This is a genomic window from Lewinellaceae bacterium (genome assembly GCA_020636135.1).
Lineage (GTDB): Bacteria > Bacteroidota > Bacteroidia > Chitinophagales > Saprospiraceae > JAGQXC01.
Genome location: JACJYK010000001.1, coordinates 1,166,065 through 1,187,217, shown reverse-complemented (window position 1 = coordinate 1,187,217; position 21,153 = coordinate 1,166,065). Strand labels below are relative to the sequence as shown.

Below are 21,153 nucleotides of genomic sequence, written 5' to 3'. Positions count from 1 at the left end.
CCTGCATACTATTAGCGTACTTTTAATGTTATCAATGTGATGACGGCCAACATGATGGCCACAATCCAGAAATGAATGACGATCCTTGATTCAGGCATCCCTCCTTTCTGGTAATGGTGATGGAGTGGCGCCATGCGAAACAACCGCCTTCCCTCACCATACTTACGTTTGGTATACTTGAAATAGGAGACTTGTAATACAACCGATAAATTCTCAACCAGAAAGATTCCACAAAGGATCGGTATCAGCAATTCCTTGCGCAGCAGAATGGCCATGGCTGCGATAATCCCTCCCAGAGTAAGGCTTCCCGTGTCACCCATGAAAACCCGTGCCGGATAAGCATTGTGCCATAAAAACCCGACGCATGCCCCTAAAAAACTGGCAGAAAAGATGACGATCTCCTGGCTGTTCGGCAGATAAAAGATATTCAGATAGTCTGCGATTAGTTTGTTACCGGACACATAAGCCAGAATACCCAGGGTCGCCCCGATGATGGCCGATACTCCGGTGGCCAGGCCATCGAGGCCGTCGGTCAGGTTTGCACCGTTTGAAACTGCCGTAACCACAAAAATGACGAACGGGATAAATATCAGCCAGGCCCAATTCTTCGCATTATCACCGGCAAACCACCGTACAAAAACTTGGTAGTCCAGTTGATTGCCTTTCAGAAACGGGACATTGGTAAGGGTGGTCTTTACATTTGCCACCTGGACGCCGTCTTCCGGATCCGTGAACTGTTCAACCACTTTGTATTTACCGTTGACCTGTTCGGCCGGCATCCGTACGGTGATGTCCTTGTGCCAAAGCATCGTGGCTGCAACGATAATCCCAAGGCCGATTTGACCCAACACCTTGAAGACACCCTTTAATCCCGCTTTATCTTTGCGGAATACCTTGATGTAATCATCGATAAAGCCAATCGTTGCCATCCACAGGGTGGAGACCAAAAGCAAGATGATGTAAATATTGTCCAGCCTTGCCAGCAGCAAGGTTGGGATGACGATGGAAAGGATGATAATAATCCCACCCATGGTCGGAGTGCCTGCTTTGGTCTTTTCCCCGGCTAATCCGAGGTTTCGGACAGATTCTCCTATTTGCAAGCGTGTCAAAGAACTGATGATCCGCTTACCGATGGCCATGGAAATAATCAATGATAAGATGATTGCCGCGCCCGATCGGAAAGTGATGTATCTGAAAAGTCCCGTCCCTACCAAATCGTAGTTCCGGTCTAAATATTCGAACAAGTGATAAAGCATAATCCTTTTTTCTCTTACATTCCAAAAATCAGTGGCAGCGGCCAGCTCGTTAGCCGGCCGTCTGCAACTGTAAAACCAACCTGAGAATGATAATAGAACCTATATTTTTAAGCCTGACTTATCAAGGCTTGTATTTCCGCTTTATCATCAAATGGATACCGCTTCCCTTTGATTTCCTGATAGGTTTCGTGACCCTTGCCGGCGACCAGAACGATGTCCCCTGCCTGAGCTAATTGCCAGGCAATGCGGATGGCTTCGTGCCGGTCGGTTATCCGGAATATCCCTTGCCGTGTACCTTCTTCAAGCCCTGCCCACATATCCGCCAGAATGGCATCCGGGTCTTCGTCGCGAGGATTGTCCGATGTCAATACGACCTGATCACTGAGCATGGCACTTACTTTCGCCATCACCGGACGTTTCGCTTTATCGCGATTGCCCCCGCAACCTACGACCGTAATGATCTTTCCTCCCGGCTGTCTCACTTCCCGCATAGCCTGGAGAACCTTCTCCAGAGCATCCGGGGTATGGGCATAATCCACAACTGCTGTTTTACCATGAGAAGGGTCCAGAACGACTTCAAAACGACCTCTCGCGGGGTTCAACGCACTGATGGCTGTCAACACCTCATCAACACCCTGTCCCAATTCAATGGCAGCCCCGTAGACGGCAAGCAGGTTCGAAGCATTGTATCTGCCCGTAAGCCGGGTAAATACGTTTCTCCGGTTGATCTGCAACTGCAATCCTTCGATGCTGTTCTGGATGATCTTGCCTTTGATGTCCGCTGGCCGTAAGAGTGAATACTTCAGGATTCTGGCCCTGGTATTCTGCACCATCACCGTACCATGCTTGTCATCGATATTGATCAATGCAAAAGCATCCTTTTCCAGCGCATCAAACAACTTCTTCTTTGCAGTCAGATATACCTTGAATGTTCCGTGGTAATCGAGATGATCATGCGTGAGGTTTGTAAATATAGCCCCCACATAATGCAATCCCGCGACCCGCTGCTGTTCCAGTGCATGTGAACTTACTTCCATGAACACATAGTCACATCCTTCATCCACCATCTTGGCCAATAGTTGGTTTAAGGTGATGTTGTCCGGTGTGGTATGTGAAGCCTCTTCCTTGCGCTCACCGACCCGGATCTCAATGGTAGAGATCAGTCCGGCTTTGTATCCCAGCCTGATGAAAAGCTGGTAGAGCAAGGTGGCTATGGTTGTTTTTCCATTGGTACCGGTCACACCTACCAGGTTGGTTTTCCTGGAAGGGTTGTCAAAGAACTTTTGATTGATGTGCCCCAACGTTTGCGGCACATTCTCCACTTGGATGTAGGTTACATTATCTTCCGGTTTTTCAGGCAGCCGCTGACAGACGATTGCCTGTGCACCGGCTTGAATGGCCGTGGCGATAAATTCATGACCATCAACCCGGGTTCCGGGCATGGCAACAAATAAACTGCCTGCTCCTGCCTGCCGGGAATCCAGGACGATTTTCCTGATTTCCCGGTCGGTATTACCCACTACTGAGATTACCGTATTGGGTAAGATTTCACGCAACCTTTTCAATGAACTAGAATTTATATTACCCTAATTTCAATTGTACCATTTGTCCCCGGGCGGTTAGCCCCGGACGGAGCGACTGCTGAACCACTTTTCCGGCTCCTTCGATCCGGACCCGCAATCCACAGCGTTCCATTAAATAACTTGCATCGCGCGCTCCCATGCCGATCACATCCGGCACCTTTTCAAAATCCACGAACCTGCGTTTCATCTCCATTGGCACCCGCCCACCTTCCAATAATATCCAGTCACTGGATGTTTCGTCCTGGTATTCCAGGGCAAGTGTCTTCAGGATGTCTTTATAGTCTTCTTTAAACCCGACGCTGGACCGGGGAAGCGTGATTTGGGTACTACTGGGCATGTTACCAGTATTAACCACATCTCCCGGTGCAATCCGGCGCAGATAACATTTTTCTGCTATGGCTTTAAAGGCCGGTCCTGCTACAGAGCTACCGTAGTAAGCACCTTTTGGTTGGCCGATCACGACAATGCAGGAATAAACCGGGTCATCGGATGGAAAAAATCCTGCGATGGAGGCGATGTAGTCCGGAGATTGTCCTTTGTGGAAATACCCGACTTTTGAGGTACCGGTCTTGGCAGCCATCTGAACCAGGTTCGATTGCAGGTCCTTACCGGTCCCGGTCCGCATCACTTCCTCAAGCAGTTTATGAGCCTTATCAATGGTCACGAGACTTGCTATTGGTTGTTTGAACGCTTTAGGACCGAAAGATTTGACCAGGCCATGCTCGTCCTCAATCCTGCTGACGAGGTATGGCTGCATTTTGATCCCTTTATTAGCCACCGCATTGTAAAATGTCAGCATCTGCAGCGGCGTCACTTTTAACTCGTAGCCATGGGCCATCCACGGAATGGATGTCTTACTCCATCCGGCTTCGTAGTCAAAGGCATTCTTGATAAAAGGAGAAACTTCACCGGGGATTTCAATATTGGTCCTGGCATTCAGGCCAAACTGCTGTAACCGGTTGATGAATTGCTCCGAACGATCTTTGTTATTGTAAAACTGGTCGGCTAAACGGGCCATTCCAATGTTGGATGATGCCGCAAATGCATCCATCATCGTCGCGGTCTGGATACCGTGCTGGTGACTGTCATACATCCATTCTCCGTAAAATTGGGTCTTTCCTCCATCCAGCCGTACCGGCGTATTCAGATCTGCCCCGTGGTCTTCCAGCAAAGCCATGGCAGTAGCCAGTTTCATGGTGGAACCTGGTTCCTGTGCCGTACCTACAGCATAATTGTAGATCTCATCATACCCATCGGACGATTTACCCAGATTAGCAATCGCTCGTATGGCTCCGGTCTTGACTTCCATCACGATAATGGTCCCGTAAGCTGCCTGATACTTTGTCACGGTCTGCAACAGAGTCTTTTCGGCAAAGTCCTGGATTTCCACATCAATGGTGGTATAGACATCATCTCCGCGCTTGGGCGCTATGGCTTCCATATCATTGACAGGAACCCAGTCGCCATCATTCAACTTCTGCCACAACTTTTTACCCGATTCGCCGGTCAGGAAGGCATCGAATGATTTTTCAATTCCGACCGGATTGTTTTCCCGGTAAACACCGATGGTTCTGGCTGCCAGGCTTTTGTACGGACGCATCCGGTTGTTGTGCTGAACATCGTACAACAAACCACCTCCGTAACGCCCCAGCTTTAACAGAGGGAGGCTCTGGGCTTTCTTGAGGTCATTAAATGTTGCACCTCGTTCGACCAGAAAATAGCGCTTCCCTTCCGCTCTCATTTTCTTCAGCGAAGAAGCAATGGATTGCGGGGTCTTTCCCTTCTGGAAATATCTGGCCAGAAAGTACGCCAGAGAATCAACATTAGCCTTGAAATCGTTCGGCTTACTCTGACATGGGTCAACTGCGATATCAAAGAACGGTTGTGAAACAGCGAGTGGTGTGCCATCAGCACTGAATATGGTTCCTCGTTCTGCTTCGATGGGACGGTATTTACGATAATCATCCGTCCCCTTTTTGCGCCATTTGTCGCCTTCGATTACACTGATCTTTACCAACTGGTAACCGATGACGCCTGCCGCGAGAATGAAAAACAGCATGACGACATAGAGTCGCAGCAGTAGTTCATTTTTTACATTCATGGCTTAACGCCTTTGCTTTTTTTCAATGGCTTTCGGAGCGTTATTCCGGTCCGAAAGTTCCAGAGAGGTGACTTTCTGCTGGATTTGACTCTCGGTACTCTGATACAGATAGTCGGATTTCAGCGAATTGTATTGCCATCGCAATTCCTCCACCTCTTTGGTCAGCCTTTGAATTTTCCTCATCTTCTTTTCTGCGTAATGCGCATTGGCTATATAGACCAAACCGATGCCGCATAAAAAGTAGACATAGGGCAGGTTCCGGAACATCATCCAGGTCCCCTTCAGTTTACCTTTGTTCTGCTTAGGTTTTTTACTCATTGTCTTTCAGCTATGCGCATCCGTGCACTTCGTGCCCGGCTGTTCGTTTTTATTTCATTTTCATCAGGCTCCCAGGGTTTCCGGGTGATGGCCTGCCAAGGGCATTCCACATTCCCGAAATCATCCTTGTGACTCACTCCATCCGTGTTGCCACTCCGGATCAGATGTTTCACCATCCTGTCCTCCAGCGAGTGGTAAGAGATCACCACCAATCTCCCTCCCGGACGGATAACCTGGTGACAACTATTAAGCAACCCTTCCAGCGCATCCAGTTCCCTGTTCACTGCAATGCGCAGCGCCTGAAACAATTGTGCATAATACCTTAGTCGAGAGCCCCGGACCACAGGATCCAGGATGCGCATTAAGGTTGCCGAATGTTCTATTTTGACGTTTTTTCGCGCTTCCACGATTCGCTGGGCTACAGTTCGGGCATTCCGGACTTCTCCGTAAAGACTAAACATGCGCACCATTTCCTCTTGCGGCATTTCCATCAGGAGGTCGGAAGCGGTGTGCGGGCTGCTGCGATTCATCCGCATATCCAGCACTGCATTCTCCCGAAACATAAACCCCCGGTCAACTTCATCAAACTGGTGAGATGAAACTCCCAGGTCAGCCAGCAATCCATCGATGTGGCTGATCTCCAGCAGCCTCAGGTATTTCACCAGATAGCGAAAATTGGCCTGAACCAGCTGAAACCGGTCATCGTCGATGGCATTTACTGCAGCATCCTCATCCTGATCAAACGTGATCAAACGACCTTTATCTGTCAATCGACCCAGGATGGCCTTACTGTGACCTCCCCCGCCAAAAGTGGCATCTACATAGACACCTGAGGGATTTGTCACCAGACCTTCCACCGCTTCGTTAAGCAGTACGGGCTTATGGTATTCACTCATCATGAGCGGCATCCAGATCCCGGCCTCCGAATACTTCTGCGGCCAGAGCTGAAAATTCTTCCGGCTCGTCCAGCATGGCCTGATCGTATTGCTCTTTGGACCAGATCTCAATTTGCTCATGGTAAGCAAACAGAATAATGTCCTTATCGATACCCGCATACGACAGCAGCGAGTTAGGCAAATTGATCCGGCTGGCATCGTCAACCACAATGTCTGTGGCCCCACGATAGAAGTACCGAATAAAAGTCCGCTGTTTGGGATTGTAAATATTTAAGGCATTGACTTCGGCTGCTTTGCGGTCCCACACTTCCTTTGGATAAAGCATGACACACTTTTCAAAGCCACGGTTCACTACAAATGAGAGAGGACCTGAACCACCGAATTGACGAAGCAAGGAGGAGGGCAAACGAAGACGCCCTTTCGCGTCTACACTGCACTCATATTCGCCTCTTAATTGGTACATGGTTACACTCTCAAGTTAATTTACAATTCAAATGTATAACTTTTTACCACATATCCCCACCTATGCCCACTTTTTTTCAAGAAAAAATTAAAAATTTCCATAATGTGTAACTCACGATCAAAATCGTATCATCAAATTGATGATGTCGTGACACCAAATAATTGATACTGCTTAAGGGAATGGGTTAGTCGTGGGTAAAATCGTCTCTATTTACGGCCAAATCGTAGGGCCAGTACGCCGAACACGGCTTCTTTAATGATACTTGCATTCATTTTAGACACGCCCTGCTCCCGGTCTTTAAACAGAATGGGAACCTCCATCAGCTTAAAACCGAGCTTGTACGCCTTGTATTTCATCTCTATCTGAAAGGCATACCCAATAAACTGGATATGATCGAGATCCATTTTCTCCAGAACCTGCCGGCGGTAACAGATGAATCCGGCGGTAGGGTCCTTAACAGGCATCCCGGTGATCATACGAACATATAATGATGCGCCCCGGGATAACAATAAGCGGTCCAAGGGCCAGTTCTCCACGTCACCGCCTTTGGTGTACCGACTTCCCACTGTCACATCGGCCGCACCGGAAGAACAAGCCTTATACAGATCGATCAGTTTGGCTGGAGGGTGCGAAAAATCGGCATCCATCTCAAACAGGTATTGGTAGCCCTGCTCCAGTCCCCACTTAAATCCGGTGATGTAAGCCGTACCCAAACCTTGCTTACCCGACCTTTCCAACAGAAAAAGCCGGCCCGGAAAGTCAATCTTCAAAGACTGGACTTTCGCGGCCGTTCCATCCGGGCTGCCGTCGTCAACGATCAATACATGGAAATCAACTGGTAGGGTCAGCACTTCGCGAACGATGGCCTCCACGTTCTCGATTTCATTATAGGTAGGGATAACTACGAGATTCTCCTGCAAGTCCTGCGATTTGTGCTGAACAAATATAGATAATAATATTTCTTAATATATAAGATGCCTGATTATTTCACGAAGATAATACCAAAGACCATTATTCAGGATCAGACCGGCTTCGGATAATCATCCGGATAACTTTCCTGCATGATATCGTACAGCTTTTCCACCACATCCTCCGCATTGGGCTTGGTGTAATAATCACCATCCGATCCATAAGGGGTCCGGTGTTCCTTTGCAGTAATGGTAGCCGGGGGGGAATCCAGGTAATAATATCCTTTCTGTTCTTCCAGTACCTTCTGCATCATGTAGGCTGTGGCGCCTCCGGGGACATCTTCGTCCATAAATACGATCCGGTTGGTCTTTTTCAGGGAATTGACGATAACATGTTCCAGATCAAAAGGCAATAATGTCTGGACATCGATGATCTCCACGCGAATACCCAGTTTCTCCAGGTAAGGCACAGCAGCAAGAGCTACCCGGACACAGGATCCATAGGTAACCAGAGTCACATCACTTCCTTCATGAAGCACTTCAGGCACACCAAGGGGAAGTGCGATCTGGCCGAGATTTGAAGGTAGCGGCTCCTTCAGCCGATATCCATTCAGACATTCAATCACCAGGGCCGGGTCATGGGATTGCAGCAGTGTATTGTAAAAACCTGCGGCCTGGGTCATATTGCGCGGAACAATAATATGCATTCCTCTCAGGGCATGGATCAGCATTCCAAGAGGAGATCCCGCATGCCATATACCTTCCAGGCGATGGCCGCGGGTGCGTATAATGGTCGGGGCGATCTGAATACCATTGGATCGATAGTGCAGGCTTGCCAGGTCATCGGTCAGTTCCGGCAAAGCATACACCAGATAATCAAGGTATTGGATCTCCGCCAATGGCCTCCAACCCCGCATCGACAATCCTACTGCCTGACCGACAATGGTCCATTCACGGATTCCAGTATCAAATACACGGTGTTCCCCGTGTTTATCCTGCATCCCGGCCATGGTTTGGTTAACCCCTCCTATCTTCCCTACATCTTCACCAAAAGCGATCAGTTTCGGATTGGCCTGCAGGGCCTGATCAAAAAACCGGTTCAGGATTTGATAGCCATTCAACAATTCCGGATCCGCGTCGTAAGCCGGATAAACGACCGGAACCTGCAATGCACTCATCGGTGTCTCATTATACAGGTGCTGATGGTATTTGATATGCCGTTGTTTCTGTTGTTCGACAATCCAGTCGTGCAACTCGGCTTTTCCCGGCACATTCATGTGGGCAATCGTATAATAGATATGTTTTGCATTACGGACAATATCACTGATCAACGGATCCTGCAATCCTCTCAATTCCTGGATTGCGTGTTCCAGTACTTGGGGCAAGTGGTGGGTTTTTATGGTCTCATAGATCTGGGTCAGTTTCGCAATTTCTTTTTTCGCAGGATCATAAAACCGGTGCAGCGCGGCATTTCTTCCGTGTCGTACGTACTCCTTCGCTTTCTTGCGCAACTGCTGGAGTTGGTCTTCGGTGGCGATCTGGTTGTCGACCATCCAGTTGCCCATCACTTTAATGCAGTCATGATTGCGTTCCCACAGCAACCGGTCCTGAGACTTGTAACGCTCATGGCTTCCGGAAGTGGAATGCCCCTGAGGCTGTGTCACCTCGGTGATGTGAAACACCATGGGTATGTGGTGTTTACGCATACGGTTCAGCGCGCGTTCAAAGACTTCGACCAAAGTGGGATAGTCCCATCCGGGCACTGTATAGACTTCTATGCCCCTGTTCTCATCTGTGGTGACGAAACCGGATAATAATTCCGTCAGGTCGCCTTTGGTCGTTTGTAATTTAGTGGGAACGGAAATCCCGTATCCATCATCCCAGATAAAGACGGCCAGTGGTACCTGCATGACACCCGCTGCATTGATCGTTTCCCAGAAAATGCCTTCGGTGGTACTGGCATCCCCGATGGTACAGATACATACTTCGTCACCCTCATTGGAAAAAAGAGCCTGTGTGTCCTGGTCATTCCGGTACATCTTGGAAGCCATGGCCAACCCCAGAGCACGTGCCATCTGGCCCCCGGTACAGGAGACATCGGATGAGACATTATAGCCGGAACGCTGGTCTATCCAGGCACCGCTGCGATCGACCATGCGGGTTGCATAGTGATTATTCATTTGCCGGCCACCAGAGAAAGGGTCAAAGTTGGTATCCGAGTACAATTGGGCAAAATAATCCTCGACATTCGTGATCCCGAGTGCAAACATCAGGGTCTGGTCCCGGTAATAACCGGAACGCCAGTCTCCTGCCCGCATGGCACGGGCGAGCGCGACCTGTGGCACTTCCTTCCCATCCCCGGTAATTCCAAATTTAGCCTTACCCAATAATACATCCTTCCGGGCCAGAATACTTGCCTCCCTGCTGATACAGCTTATCCAGTAGTCCCGGATAACTTCGTTGCGGAAGCGATCGGAATCTTCATTCTCGGGTAGAATCAGGGCTTCTATTTCTTTGAAATCAAGCATGGCAAAAAGAAAGAACTGTTGTAGAAATGGAACGGCTAAAGATACCAATTATTTAAAAAATCACCGGATGTAATGGTGCCTGGAACACATGACTTTGGTCGGTTTGTAGCATCCGAAAGGTCATGCAAAACTTACTTTCTGATACCGGTCATCCTGCTATAAGCAGATCTAAATGAAGATTTATTAAATTCAAATGATTTGTTAACGCACTTTCCCGGCCTCAAATTTGTTAATACTTTTGTTGAACGTGTAAACTAAAAGTAACTGATAATGAAAAAATTCGCTCTCCTCTTTATGTTGTTCGCAGGGTTTGCCATCGCTCATGCTCAGCAAGCACCTGCTGCTGAAAAGCAAGAAAACAAAGGTCCTGTCATGTACCTCGCAACGACTACGGTAGATTTCGGTACCATCGAACAGGATTCTGATCCTTATCGCAAATTGCCATTTGAAAACAAAGGCGACTCCCCATTGATCATTACCAACGCAAAGGGAAGTTGTGGCTGTACGGTGCCTACCTGGCCAAAAGAGCCGGTTATGCCCGGTGCAGTCGATACCATGACCATCCGCTACGATACCCATCGTATCGGAGCAATCCGTAAAACTGTTACCGTTTATACCAATCAGGGAGATCAGCCCATCACCATCCAGGTGATTGGACAGATCAATGCCAAACCGGCTGAACCGGAAGCATTACCCGAAAAGAAACAATCGGTTTTAGGTACTAAAGGAAACTAATTTTTTTTCGCATAGTCCTTTCTCAAAATGGCCGTCTCAAGAACTTCGTTTTTTGAGACGGTTTTTTTATTCCCTCCCTGGTGAACCTTTTCCCGCCTTAAGTTTTGTTTCATGTAAAATTCCGTATGCTGATCCTGTTATCCCCAGCTAAAACCCTTGATTTCAAACCGACCGGGGTCACCACCCACACCCTTCCCGATTTTCTGAATGACAGCAAAAAGCTGATCCGGGTCATGAAGAAGAAATCCATCGGCGATCTGCAACAACTGATGTCCATATCCGAAGCTCTGGCCAGCCTGAACCACCAGCGGTACAGGCAGTTTGATTTCCCGTTTACGAAGGAGAATGCGAAACAGGCAGTACTGGCATTCAAGGGAGATGTTTACGTTGGTCTGGAAGCAGATACCCTGGATGAAGACGATTTGTCCTTCGCCCAGGATCATGTTATTATTTTATCCGGACTTTACGGGATGCTCAAACCACTGGACCTGATCCAACCTTACCGTCTGGAAATGGGCGTCCGCCTGGAACAAGGCAAATATTCGAACCTGTACGAGTTCTGGACGCAGAAACTTACGCGCCACCTCAATGATAAAATCCTGCAACAGCCGGAAGACACCAGAGTTGTTATCAATCTTGCTTCCCAGGAATACTTCCAGGCCATCCGGACAGCAAAAGTTAAAGCGCCGGTCATCAACATCAAATTTCTGGAGGACCGCGGCGGCGATTTGCAGTTCATATCTTTCAATGCCAAAAAAGCACGCGGGATCATGACCCGTTTTATCATCCGCCACCGGCTCTCTGACCCGGAAGCCATAAAAACCTTTAACGAAAGTTCTTATCAATATGCAGATGAGCTATCTTCAGCGAACGAATGGACGTTCATTCGCCAGCAAGATGCATAACATATGAAGCGGTTTATTGGAGTTATTCCACTTATCATCGCATTTCTTCTCATCTATTTCTTTAACCGCCCGCTCCAGATAGGTAAAACGACTTTGCCCAGGTTAGGCTATTTCCTCAGTCCTTATACCGGATTTTTACAAAATGGCGCGGACCATCCCGAATTTGACTTTCCACCCAGCCTGAAAAGTTCATTTTCTGCTCCCGTTCATGTTTATTTCGATGACCGTCTGGTTCCGCACATCTATGCACAATCGGATGCTGATGCCTACCGGGCGCAGGGATATATTCAAGCCAGTTTACGCATGTGGCAAATGGACATGACCACCCGTGCCGCCGGTGGATTTCTGGCGGAGGTTATGGGATCAAGGCTGGTGGATCGGGACAAAAACCAGAGAAGACTGGGAATGCTGGCTGCCGCGGAAAAAACTGTGGTTTCCTGGCAAAAAGATCCGGATCAGTATGCCCTCCTCGAAGCTTTTTCTGATGGTGTAAATCAGTACATCAGCACGCTGGATGCACGCACTCTTCCACTGGAGTACAAACTTATAGGTCATGAACCCAAACCCTGGTCTGTACTCCAGTGTGCTCTTTATGTAAAAACCATGGCTCAGCGCCTCAATGGCCGCGAAGATGACCTGGAAGCAAGCAACACCATACATTGGCTGGGCATACAGCGATTCTCCGAATTATTCCCGGAGATAAACCCATTGGATAAGCCCGTCATTCCTTCGGAAGTAACCTGGGATTTTATTCCCGAGCTACCGAATCCCATTGTTTTGCCAGATAGTATATTGGGAGGATTACCATCCCCGGTACACCCAAAACCGCCAGGACAGGACGGTAGCAACAACTGGGCGGTAGGTGGGTCTAAATCCTCTTCCGGATTGCCCATGCTATGCAATGACCCGCATCTTGGATTGACTTTACCTTCCATCTGGATTGAAATGTCCTTGCATACCCCGACTATAAATGCCCATGGAGTCGCACTTCCGGGCACACCCGGCATCGTCATCGGCTTTAATCAGAGTACGGCCTGGGGAGTGACCAATGTGGGACAAGACGTCGCCGATTGGTATCAGGTCCACTGGACGGATGCTGTCAAAAACCATTACCTGATGGATGGCGACACCCTGGAGATCACCTGGCGAAGGGAGGAGATCCTGGTAAAGAACGGGGACCCCATCGTTGATTCGGTGAAATGGACTGTACTCGGTCCGATCGTTTATGAAGATGCCGGAAATGGCCATGCAGACCTGGCATACCGCTGGGTAAGTCATGACAGTGACGGCAATGAACTGAAGACGTTTATGGGGCTGGACCGTTCAGACAATTACAGCGATTACCGTAAAGCGCTCCAAACCTTTTGTGCACCGGCGCAGAATTTTGTCTTCGCCTCGAACCAGGGCGATATCGGGCTGACTGTCAACGGTCATTTCCCGGTTAAGGCACCCGAAGTGGGCCGATTCGTTTTCCCCGCTGAAGATCCTCAGTACCGATGGAAAGGGATGATACCATTCGAACAATTACCGACCGTTCACAACCCGGCTCAAGGCTATGTGGCATCCGCCAACCAGCGAAGCACAGATGACACCTATCCTTATTATTACAATGGTCATTTTGAAGATTACCGCGGTCGCACCATCAACAAATACCTCTCTACCGAAAAGCAATTTACTGTGGATGATATGAAGGCTTTCCAATTAAGCACCTTCAGTCAGTTCGCCGCAGATGCGCTCCCGATCATGCTCGCCGGGATACCAACGGAGGCTTCCACATCCGGTCCTGGGCTAGCCCTGAAGTCCTGGGATTATCAATTCAATGCAAACGCTGAGGCACCGATCTATTTTACGATCTGGTACCGGCACCTCTACAATATGATCTGGGATGAGTTTAAAGCAAAATCAGACTCGGAGCCGATCCTGTTTCCTGAAAATTTCCTGACCTTGCAATGGTTGCAGGATCACCCGGATGATCCGTTTATGGACCGCCAGGATACGCCGGATAAAATCGAAACTGCCGGTGACCTATTGCTCCAGTCCTGGCAGGAATCTCAGGAAGATTTCAACTCCCTGACCACCCACAGCTGGGGTGAATATGCACCATTAAACATCAACCACCTGGCTAATTTACCAGCATTCAGCCGTAAAAATCTACCTGCCGGGGGACATTCAACCGCATTAAATGCGACGAATGGACCGGCAAGTCACGGACCTTCCTGGCGGATGATCGTTCAACTGGGCCAGGAGCCGCAGACCATCGGAGTATATCCTGGTGGCCAAAGCGGTCATCCGGGGAGTAAATATTACGATCAGATGGTCGATGCCTGGGTTCAGGGCAAATATTATCCTTTATTGTTGGTACCGGAGGAATACTGGCAGACACACCAGCCATTATTCTCCATAACTTCTGCACAATGAAAAACTTCTGGATAATCTTACTGGCATTGGTGCTGGTATGCCACCTGGCCAGCCTTGTTCTCCCCTGGTGGAGCTTTGCCGTAATTATCGGTCTGGCCGTGTTCATTTTGCAATTCCCGGTGAGAAAAGCTTTTCCATTGGGCTTCCTGGCCGTATTTGTGACCTGGTTACTCTGGTCCGTTTGGCTGTATAAAACCAATGCAACGGTCCTGACACCGAAAGTTGGGGAGCTGTTTGGCGGGCTGCCACCTGTTGCGCTGATCCTGGTCTTAAGTTTTCTTGGTGGCCTGATCGGTGGATTTGCCGGGTGGGCAGGGGCTGCACTGAGAAAAGGGCTGGCCTGATTGGTATTTACCGGGATTGCATTTTGTGATCGATCCGATATTCCGTTTTGTGCAGTAGGCCATCTTGATAACATTCTCAGTGCTTCACACCTCGCTTAAACATCTGAGAATAAGTTATTTAAATAATAAATATGTTTTCGCGGGCGCACGAGGATAGGATTTTATATGTATTTTTGATTTAACACATCTATCTATACACAATAGTAGTTTTAGAAAACTATACACCGGAAAAGGCTGTCTGATACACCGTTTCGTAGAGAAAAGTTTCTTCGATTTCCGATCGCGTGTATAGTTTTCTTTTTTCCCATCTTCAGGTCAAAAATCATTCCAACCATTGTTCCTTCCTAAAATAATCACGCATTGCAGTGCGGCACTGGTGGCTATACTGGGTTTTTGGTTTTGGTTTTGCCTGCCCGAACCGCTCTTTGACCGTCCTCTGGCCAGGGAGCTGCTGGACCGGCAGGGCCAGTTGATCGGAGGACAAGTGGCAAATGACGGCCAATGGCGATTTGAAGGCCCTGATACGATCCCCATAAAATTCAAAACGTGTCTATTACAATTTGAAGACCGGAAATTTTACCGGCATCCGGGAGTAGATGCCCTGGCTCTGATCCGGGCCATGCGGCAGAACCTGAGTGCTGGAAAGGTCGTTAGCGGCGGCAGTACTTTGAGTATGCAGGTCATCAGGTTGGTGCGAGCGGGGCGACCCCGTACGCTGGGCGAAAAATTAATTGAAATGTTCTGGGCTCTGCGACTGGAATGGGAGACCAGCAAAGAATCCATACTAAAAACTTATGCCAGTCAGGCGCCTTTTGGTGGCAATGTAGTCGGCCTGGAAGCAGCCAGCTGGCGCTATTTTAACCGCCCTCCTTCCCAGCTCAGCTGGGCTGAAGCTGCAGTCCTGGCTGTCCTTCCCAACCAGCCTTCCATAGTCCGTCCCGGCAAACACGATGTTGCCCTGAAGGGTAAATGCGACCGGGTACTCCGCCAGCTGCTCGAGTCTGGTATTCTGGATTCGTTGGATTATTCGCTGGCTCTTGATGAACCTGTCCCGGAATCTCCCCTGCCCCTGCCACAGCTTGCTCCGCATTTTCTTCAGTTTGCAGTCCAATCAGCACCTGAGACCCACCGCATAGCGAGCACCCTGGACACCAGGCTGCAAAAGCAAGTCAATGCGATCCTGGAACGTTATGAAAAAGAGCTGACCGGGAAAGCGATCCACAATGCCGGAATCCTGATCACATCCGTTGAAGAAAATGAAGTCCTGGCTTATGCAGGAAATTTGCCTGGAGCAGGCGCTCAGCATGCAGGTGCAGTTGATTGCGTGCAGGCCTTGCGGAGCACGGGTAGCATCCTCAAACCTCTGCTGACAACGGGTGCATTCAACCAGGGCATTGTACATCCCCAAACCTTGCTTCCGGATGTGCCGCTGCTGATCAATGGTTACCAGCCGGAAAACTTCAATTTGCAGTATGAAGGCGCCGTATCGGTTCGTGATGCCCTGAGAAAATCACTCAATATTCCCATGGTCTCACTGCTCAGGAACTACGGCGTGCCCAATTTTCTACAGGATCTTCGTAAAAGTGGTTTCACTTCGTTTCCTTTTACTGCGGAGCATTATGGTTTGTCACTGATCCTGGGCGGTGGAGAAACAAGTCTTTGGCAACTGAACCGGGTCTATGGTGCTATGGCCAGAACGTTACTGCATTTTACCAGCCGGGATGCGCAATACACGAGGGAGGACTGGCAGGAAAGCCATGGATGGACAGGCCAAAAAGATTCAAACCATCCGGTCTATCAATCCGACCCGGTAGTTTGGCCGGCTGGCGCCATCTGGTTGTCAATTGATGCCATGACTGCATTGACCAGACCCGATGAAGAAGGTCGCTGGCAACAATTTCCATCGCAGCAAATGGTTGCCTGGAAAACCGGCACGAGTTTCGGATTTCGTGATGCGTGGGCGGTGGGGATCACTCCCCGGTACATCATTAGTATTTGGGCTGGTAATGCTGATGGTGAAGGCCGTCCGGGATGTACAGGAATCCAGGCGGCGGCCCCACTCCTGTTTCAACTGATAAATTACCTGCCTTCCTCTGCATGGTTTACCCCACCCTATGATGATCTGACCAAACTTGCTCTGTGTGCCCAGTCCGGTTTACTGCCAGGCCCGGACTGCCCGGTCGATACGGCATGGGGATTGACGTCAATGGAACGCATGGGAACCTGCCCTTACCACCACCACATCTGGATCAATCCAGCCAATGGCAAACAAGTGGACAAGCAATGTTATTCCGGTCCGTCTGAGACGCTTTCCTCCTTTCAATTACCCCCTTTACAAGCCTATTATTACCGTCATTCACATCCCGAATACCAGGATCCTCCACCCTGGCAGAGCGGCTGTGGTCAGGATCACCAGCCTATGGCGCTCATCTATCCCCATGCAAGCAGTCAGGCAATCTACTTACCGGTAAACGCAGCTGGCAACATACAACCATTGGTCCTGAAAGCGACCCATGAAGACCCGAATGCATCCATCCATTGGCATCTTGACGGTGGATATGTAGGAACAACAAAAAGGATCCATACCCTGACAATAACATTGGAAAAAGGCAGTCATCTCCTGGTCTTACTGGACGATCAAGGCAACCAGCTGGTTCGAACGTTCGCGGTCAAGTAAGTGGCTATTTCAGACTTTTTTCCAGTCCGGGCGGGAAATTTTGGCTGCCTGGAAGAGCCTCCGTAGCCGGAATCTTCCTTCGCGGTGACTGATGACATAGAGTAAACTACCGGCAATGGCCAAATTCTTCATGAACATGAACCCATGAAAACGGCGTGTCTCTGCCGGATCATTCCAGAAGGAATAGACGATGATAGTGACGGGTAAGAGGTATCCAAGTAAAAATATGGCTCCCAGCGAAGTCCGGTATCCAATCAGGATCATGGTTGCTCCGATGATCAGAAACACGATGGTAAAGATGAGCAGGAATTCGGGTTTCCATGTCAGATTGTATTCCTTCATGGTATGCATGGTCGCTTCAAAAAAAACCGTTGAGTCGTAAGCTTCGTAGTAAAAGTAGGCGGCAATTAAAATTCTTCCGATCAAATCAAATACATCTTTCATGATAAGCATCTTGGTTACTGGAGCGCTTCACGTATCCTGATTAATTTTTCCAACAGCGGGTAAAGTGATGAAAGTGGTAACATATTGGCTCCATCCGATAATGCCACCGAAGGCTTGGGATGGGTCTCTATAAACAGGCCATGGGCACCAGCAGCAACGCCCGCCTGTGCGATGACCGGGATAAGCTCGGGATGGCCACCGGTAACACCTTTGGACTGGTTTGGTTGCTGGAGTGAATGGGTACAATCCAGAATCGTTGTGGCGCCGAGCTGTTGCATCCAGGGAATATTCCGGTAGTCAACGACCAGGTCCTGGTAGCCAAAGCTATTGCCACGCTCGGTGAGCCAGGTGTCTGAAGCGCCCGCATTTTGACTTTTCTCAAGTGCAAACTGCATAGCCTGTGCACTCATAAACTGACCTTTCTTGATGTTGACTATTTTACCGGTTTGACCAGCGGCTTGCAACAAAGTGGTCTGGCGACACAGGAAGGCCGGTATCTGGAGGACATCCAGATGATCCGCAGCCAGCGCTGCTTCCTCCTCCGTGTGGATATCGGACGTAACCGGCAAATCAAAGGTTGAACGTACATGACTTAACACCTCTAATGCAGCAGCATCTCCAATCCCTTGAAATGAATGGATGCTTGAGCGATTGGCTTTCCGATAAGACGCTTTAAAAATATAGGGGATTCCTAATTGTTCACACCACGATTTGACCTGTCCGGCAACCTCCTCACACAGCGATCTTGATTCCACGACACAGGGGCCGGCGATCAGGAAGAAGGCTCCATCACGTATCTGCGCAAGTGTGGGATGTTCATTCATGTTTGCGGTCTTTGCTATTGCGTACCAGTAACCAGGCACCCGGTTCTATCTCCCGGCGAACAAGGCCCAGTACTGAATCAATATCTTCCTCCTGATCCAGTACAAATCCTATCCTGGTCATGGGTAATGCCCTGGATTGTTCTTCGTAAACCTGCCATCCGCGCTGTTCCAGGATCCGGCGCATTTTGAGCACATTACTTTCGTCTTCAAATGCGCCAACAATGATTACGGCATTGCTCTTTCCGGACGGCGATTGGACAAGATGAACTTCAGGAATTTCAGTCATGCTCTCATCCGGCATGCCTTCGATCAGGGGATTCTGGATCGTATCCGGCTGATCATGAATGTCCGGAAAACTGATTTGTTGTCCTATGGTATGCGGAAGATCGTTGGATGGTAAGTATCCCGGAGCGTTCGACCCGGTATAGAGGAGAAAATAAACGAACCCCAGCACCAACAACAGCATTACACCAAATACACTGAATTCCCACCAGACCTGCTGGCGTGTGACATCTTCTTCCCAGATATCCTGGATTTCTAAAACCGGCAGCCGGTTGGTCTTGGAAAAAGTAGGATCTGAGGTAGTTGAAACGACATCACCATGCCGCTGGAAAGATGCAACACCAACTATCTCACTCTTCCCCTGGGCAAATAAATCGCGGTGCAATTGTTCGCCATAAGTCTGCACAAAATTTGCCGATTTTTCCTGATCGGAATCCGAATACCAGGCAAACATGTCCGCAAGATAGGGATCATCGTAGTGTAAATGATCTTCCAGTCTGAACTCATAACTTGGTGGAAGCAGGCGGTTGTGCAACTTATCGTATTGGGCAGACTGCATGTGCTTCTGGATCACGCCGAAGCCGGGAATGTACAACCGGTCGTTTTCTTTCATCAGCAACCGGATCAGCTCCTCTAACTGTCGACGCTCCATTCTCATGATTTCACGATCAAAGGTAAATAATTTAATGTGTTGGCAAAGGTGATGTATTAAAATTCATTTGCTTTTGATTGTATCTTTACAACTTCAATAACTTCCAATATACTTGATTATCAATTTCTTATTAATAATAAAAACGATCATAGTTCACTATGCAGTATAAAAGGTTGCTTACCCTAATGATCATGATCTACATGGCTGCTGCACTCTCATGGTGGAGCATTCTGCTGCACCGGCAGAACCAGGAAATCTACCGGCTGGAGCAGCAGGTCCGGCAAGAAAATCAAGGAAGTCTGAAGGATGAGGTAATGATAGAAAGAAGTCATAAACGAAAATCCATCATGATCCTCGGCGAAGGACTCGTATTTATCGCCGCACTGGGCATTGGCTTATACCTAATTAACCGGTCGTATTATCAGGAGCTTGCCGTTGCCACTCAAAAACAAAACTTTCTTCTTTCCATTACCCATGAATTGAAGTCACCAATAGCAGGCATCCGCCTGGTGCTTGAAACCATCCAAAAACGTTCCTTGTCTGCCGAACAACAGTCTACACTCATCCAGGGAGCCCTGAATGAAAATAACCGTTTGGAAAAGCTGATACAGAACCTGCTTCTTGCTGCACAGGTAGAAGCCGCCTATGGGATGGAACCTGAAGCCCTGGATATTAATGACATGATCCGACAGGCTAAGAATACGTATACCATGAACCACCCGTACATTCATTGGGATTTGCAATTGAGCAAACTGCCACCTTTATGGGCCGACCGGAAAGATGTGGAAAGTATACTGGCCAATTTGATCGAGAATGCCATCAAATACCAGAAAGAACCGCAATACATCGGAATCAGGACAACGAAGTCTTCTGAAAATCTGATCCTGGAGGTGAGTGACCATGGTGATGGCATCGATGCACGTGAAAGGAAACTTATCTTTGAAAAATTTTACCGCATTGGCCAGGAAAGTACCCGTAAAACATCCGGCACTGGTCTTGGCTTGTACATTGTAAAAAAAATCATGGAGAGGCATAAAGGCCAGATACAGGTTTTGCCCAATGAACCACGAGGCTCGCGGTTTTTAGTTACCTTTCCAAATATCCTGGAGAATCAATAAATGCAGAAAAGAGTCTTATTGGTAGAAGACGAGCCCAGCATACGCGAAACCATTCGCATCAATCTGGAGATCGAAAATCTGGAGGTCGTTACCGCAGACCGGGGTGATCTGGCCATCCACCTGGTACAGGAACAACATTTCGATCTGATTATTTTAGATATTATGTTGCCGGAGAAGGACGGATATACCGTTTGCCAGGCTATACGGCTTGAACAGGAACACGTGCCGATCATTTTCGTAACGGCTAAGGATACCAGTGCTGATCGCATCCATGGATTACGCATCGGAGCCGACGATTATCTGACCAAGCCTTTTCACCTGGAAGAATTATTATTACGGGTGCACAATTTGCTCAAACGGAGCACGGCGCCGATCGATCCCAATCGTTCGATTTACCAATTCGGTCCCAACAGCATTAATTTTGTCACTTTTGAGGCGAATAGCCACCAGGGAGCCTTAACCCTGACTAAAAAAGAAGTCCAGCTCATGAAGCTATTGATAGATCACCGGAACAAAGTGGTATCGAGGCAGCAAATGCTGCAGCTGGTATGGGGCTACGACATCTTTCCTTCCACCCGCACGGTGGACAATTTCATCCTGGCGCTTCGCAAATATTTCGAAGAAGATCCCAGGAATCCAAAGTATATCCGCTCGGTTCGTGGCGTCGGTTATAAATTCGTTAACGAATAATCCTGGTTATT

18 protein-coding genes are annotated in these 21,153 nt (G+C 48.7%); 7 read left to right on the top strand and 11 right to left on the bottom strand.

What is annotated here, in order from left to right; all coding sequences use genetic code 11:
- Positions 1 to 11 precede the first annotated feature (11 nt).
- From H6570_04345 to H6570_04310, 8 genes are all read right to left on the bottom strand, one after another.
- The gene (locus tag H6570_04345; protein ID MCB9318489.1) at positions 12 to 1,256 is read right to left on the bottom strand and encodes a phospho-N-acetylmuramoyl-pentapeptide-transferase; all 1,245 of its coding nucleotides are present in this window, start codon (positions 1,254 to 1,256) and stop codon (positions 12 to 14) included.
- 107 nt (positions 1,257 to 1,363) lie between these two features.
- Positions 1,364 to 2,821 (bottom strand): UDP-N-acetylmuramoyl-L-alanyl-D-glutamate--2,6-diaminopimelate ligase, encoded by a 1,458-nt coding sequence (locus H6570_04340; GenBank protein MCB9318488.1) that lies wholly within the window; start codon positions 2,819 to 2,821, stop codon positions 1,364 to 1,366.
- Positions 2,822 to 2,837: 16 nt separating this feature from the next.
- Positions 2,838 to 4,940 (bottom strand): transpeptidase family protein, encoded by a 2,103-nt coding sequence (locus tag H6570_04335; GenBank protein MCB9318487.1) that lies wholly within the window; start codon positions 4,938 to 4,940, stop codon positions 2,838 to 2,840.
- A gap of 3 nt (positions 4,941 to 4,943) precedes the next feature.
- On the bottom strand, positions 4,944 to 5,258 hold the full coding sequence (locus tag H6570_04330; protein MCB9318486.1) for a hypothetical protein: 315 nt from the start codon (positions 5,256 to 5,258) through the stop codon (positions 4,944 to 4,946).
- Entirely contained in the window at positions 5,255 to 6,154 is a 900-nt protein-coding gene (rsmH, locus tag H6570_04325; protein ID MCB9318485.1) for a 16S rRNA (cytosine(1402)-N(4))-methyltransferase RsmH, read from the bottom strand. Before rsmH ends, H6570_04330 begins: the two co-directional genes overlap by 4 nt.
- On the bottom strand, positions 6,147 to 6,617 hold the full coding sequence (gene mraZ / locus H6570_04320) for a division/cell wall cluster transcriptional repressor MraZ (protein MCB9318484.1): 471 nt from the start codon (positions 6,615 to 6,617) through the stop codon (positions 6,147 to 6,149). The genes rsmH and mraZ overlap by 8 nt, the downstream gene beginning before the upstream one ends.
- Positions 6,618 to 6,823: 206 nt before the next feature.
- A complete protein-coding gene (locus tag H6570_04315) occupies positions 6,824 to 7,537 on the bottom strand; it encodes a polyprenol monophosphomannose synthase (protein ID MCB9318483.1) in 714 nt (237 codons plus the stop codon).
- Between the two features lie 101 nt (positions 7,538 to 7,638).
- Positions 7,639 to 10,053: a transketolase gene (locus H6570_04310; protein ID MCB9318482.1), complete on the bottom strand. Its 2,415-nt coding sequence runs from the start codon at positions 10,051 to 10,053 to the stop codon at positions 7,639 to 7,641.
- Between the two features lie 270 nt (positions 10,054 to 10,323).
- Here H6570_04310 and H6570_04305 point away from each other — a divergent pair, with 270 nt between their 5' ends.
- The 5 genes from H6570_04305 (at position 10,324) to pbpC (ending at position 17,132) form a co-directional block, all read left to right on the top strand.
- A complete protein-coding gene (locus H6570_04305; GenBank protein MCB9318481.1) occupies positions 10,324 to 10,788 on the top strand; it encodes a DUF1573 domain-containing protein in 465 nt (154 codons plus the stop codon).
- Positions 10,789 to 10,913: 125 nt separating this feature from the next.
- Positions 10,914 to 11,693 carry a peroxide stress protein YaaA gene (yaaA, locus tag H6570_04300; GenBank protein ID MCB9318480.1) on the top strand — a complete coding sequence of 260 codons (780 nt, stop codon included), beginning with the start codon at positions 10,914 to 10,916 and terminating at the stop codon, positions 11,691 to 11,693.
- Positions 11,694 to 11,696: 3 nt separating this feature from the next.
- Positions 11,697 to 14,111 (top strand): penicillin acylase family protein, encoded by a 2,415-nt coding sequence (locus H6570_04295; protein MCB9318479.1) that lies wholly within the window; start codon positions 11,697 to 11,699, stop codon positions 14,109 to 14,111.
- The gene (locus H6570_04290) at positions 14,108 to 14,455 is read left to right on the top strand and encodes a hypothetical protein (GenBank protein ID MCB9318478.1); all 348 of its coding nucleotides are present in this window, start codon (positions 14,108 to 14,110) and stop codon (positions 14,453 to 14,455) included. Before H6570_04295 ends, H6570_04290 begins: the two co-directional genes overlap by 4 nt.
- Before the next feature lie 334 nt (positions 14,456 to 14,789).
- Complete coding sequence (pbpC, locus tag H6570_04285; GenBank protein MCB9318477.1) at positions 14,790 to 17,132, top strand: penicillin-binding protein 1C; 2,343 nt, start codon at positions 14,790 to 14,792, stop codon at positions 17,130 to 17,132.
- Between the two features lie 9 nt (positions 17,133 to 17,141).
- On the opposite strand, the gene H6570_04280 is transcribed toward pbpC, so the two are convergent.
- Genes H6570_04280 through H6570_04270 form a run of 3 tightly spaced genes read right to left on the bottom strand, consistent with a single transcriptional unit; the run spans position 17,142 to position 19,334 of the window.
- Positions 17,142 to 17,576, bottom strand: a complete 435-nt coding sequence (locus H6570_04280; GenBank protein MCB9318476.1) for a DoxX family protein — start codon at positions 17,574 to 17,576, stop codon at positions 17,142 to 17,144.
- 14 nt (positions 17,577 to 17,590) lie between these two features.
- Positions 17,591 to 18,400: a 3-deoxy-8-phosphooctulonate synthase gene (gene kdsA, locus H6570_04275; protein MCB9318475.1), complete on the bottom strand. Its 810-nt coding sequence runs from the start codon at positions 18,398 to 18,400 to the stop codon at positions 17,591 to 17,593.
- Positions 18,393 to 19,334, bottom strand: a complete 942-nt coding sequence (locus tag H6570_04270) for a hypothetical protein (protein MCB9318474.1) — start codon at positions 19,332 to 19,334, stop codon at positions 18,393 to 18,395. The genes kdsA and H6570_04270 overlap by 8 nt, the downstream gene beginning before the upstream one ends.
- 158 nt (positions 19,335 to 19,492) lie before the next feature.
- On the opposite strand from H6570_04270, the gene H6570_04265 reads away from it, so the two are divergent.
- Both H6570_04265 and H6570_04260 read left to right on the top strand, forming a co-directional pair.
- The gene (locus H6570_04265) at positions 19,493 to 20,452 is read left to right on the top strand and encodes a HAMP domain-containing histidine kinase (GenBank protein ID MCB9318473.1); all 960 of its coding nucleotides are present in this window, start codon (positions 19,493 to 19,495) and stop codon (positions 20,450 to 20,452) included.
- Positions 20,453 to 21,142, top strand: a complete 690-nt coding sequence (locus tag H6570_04260; GenBank protein ID MCB9318472.1) for a response regulator transcription factor — start codon at positions 20,453 to 20,455, stop codon at positions 21,140 to 21,142. It begins immediately after the preceding gene.
- Positions 21,143 to 21,153 lie beyond the last annotated feature (11 nt).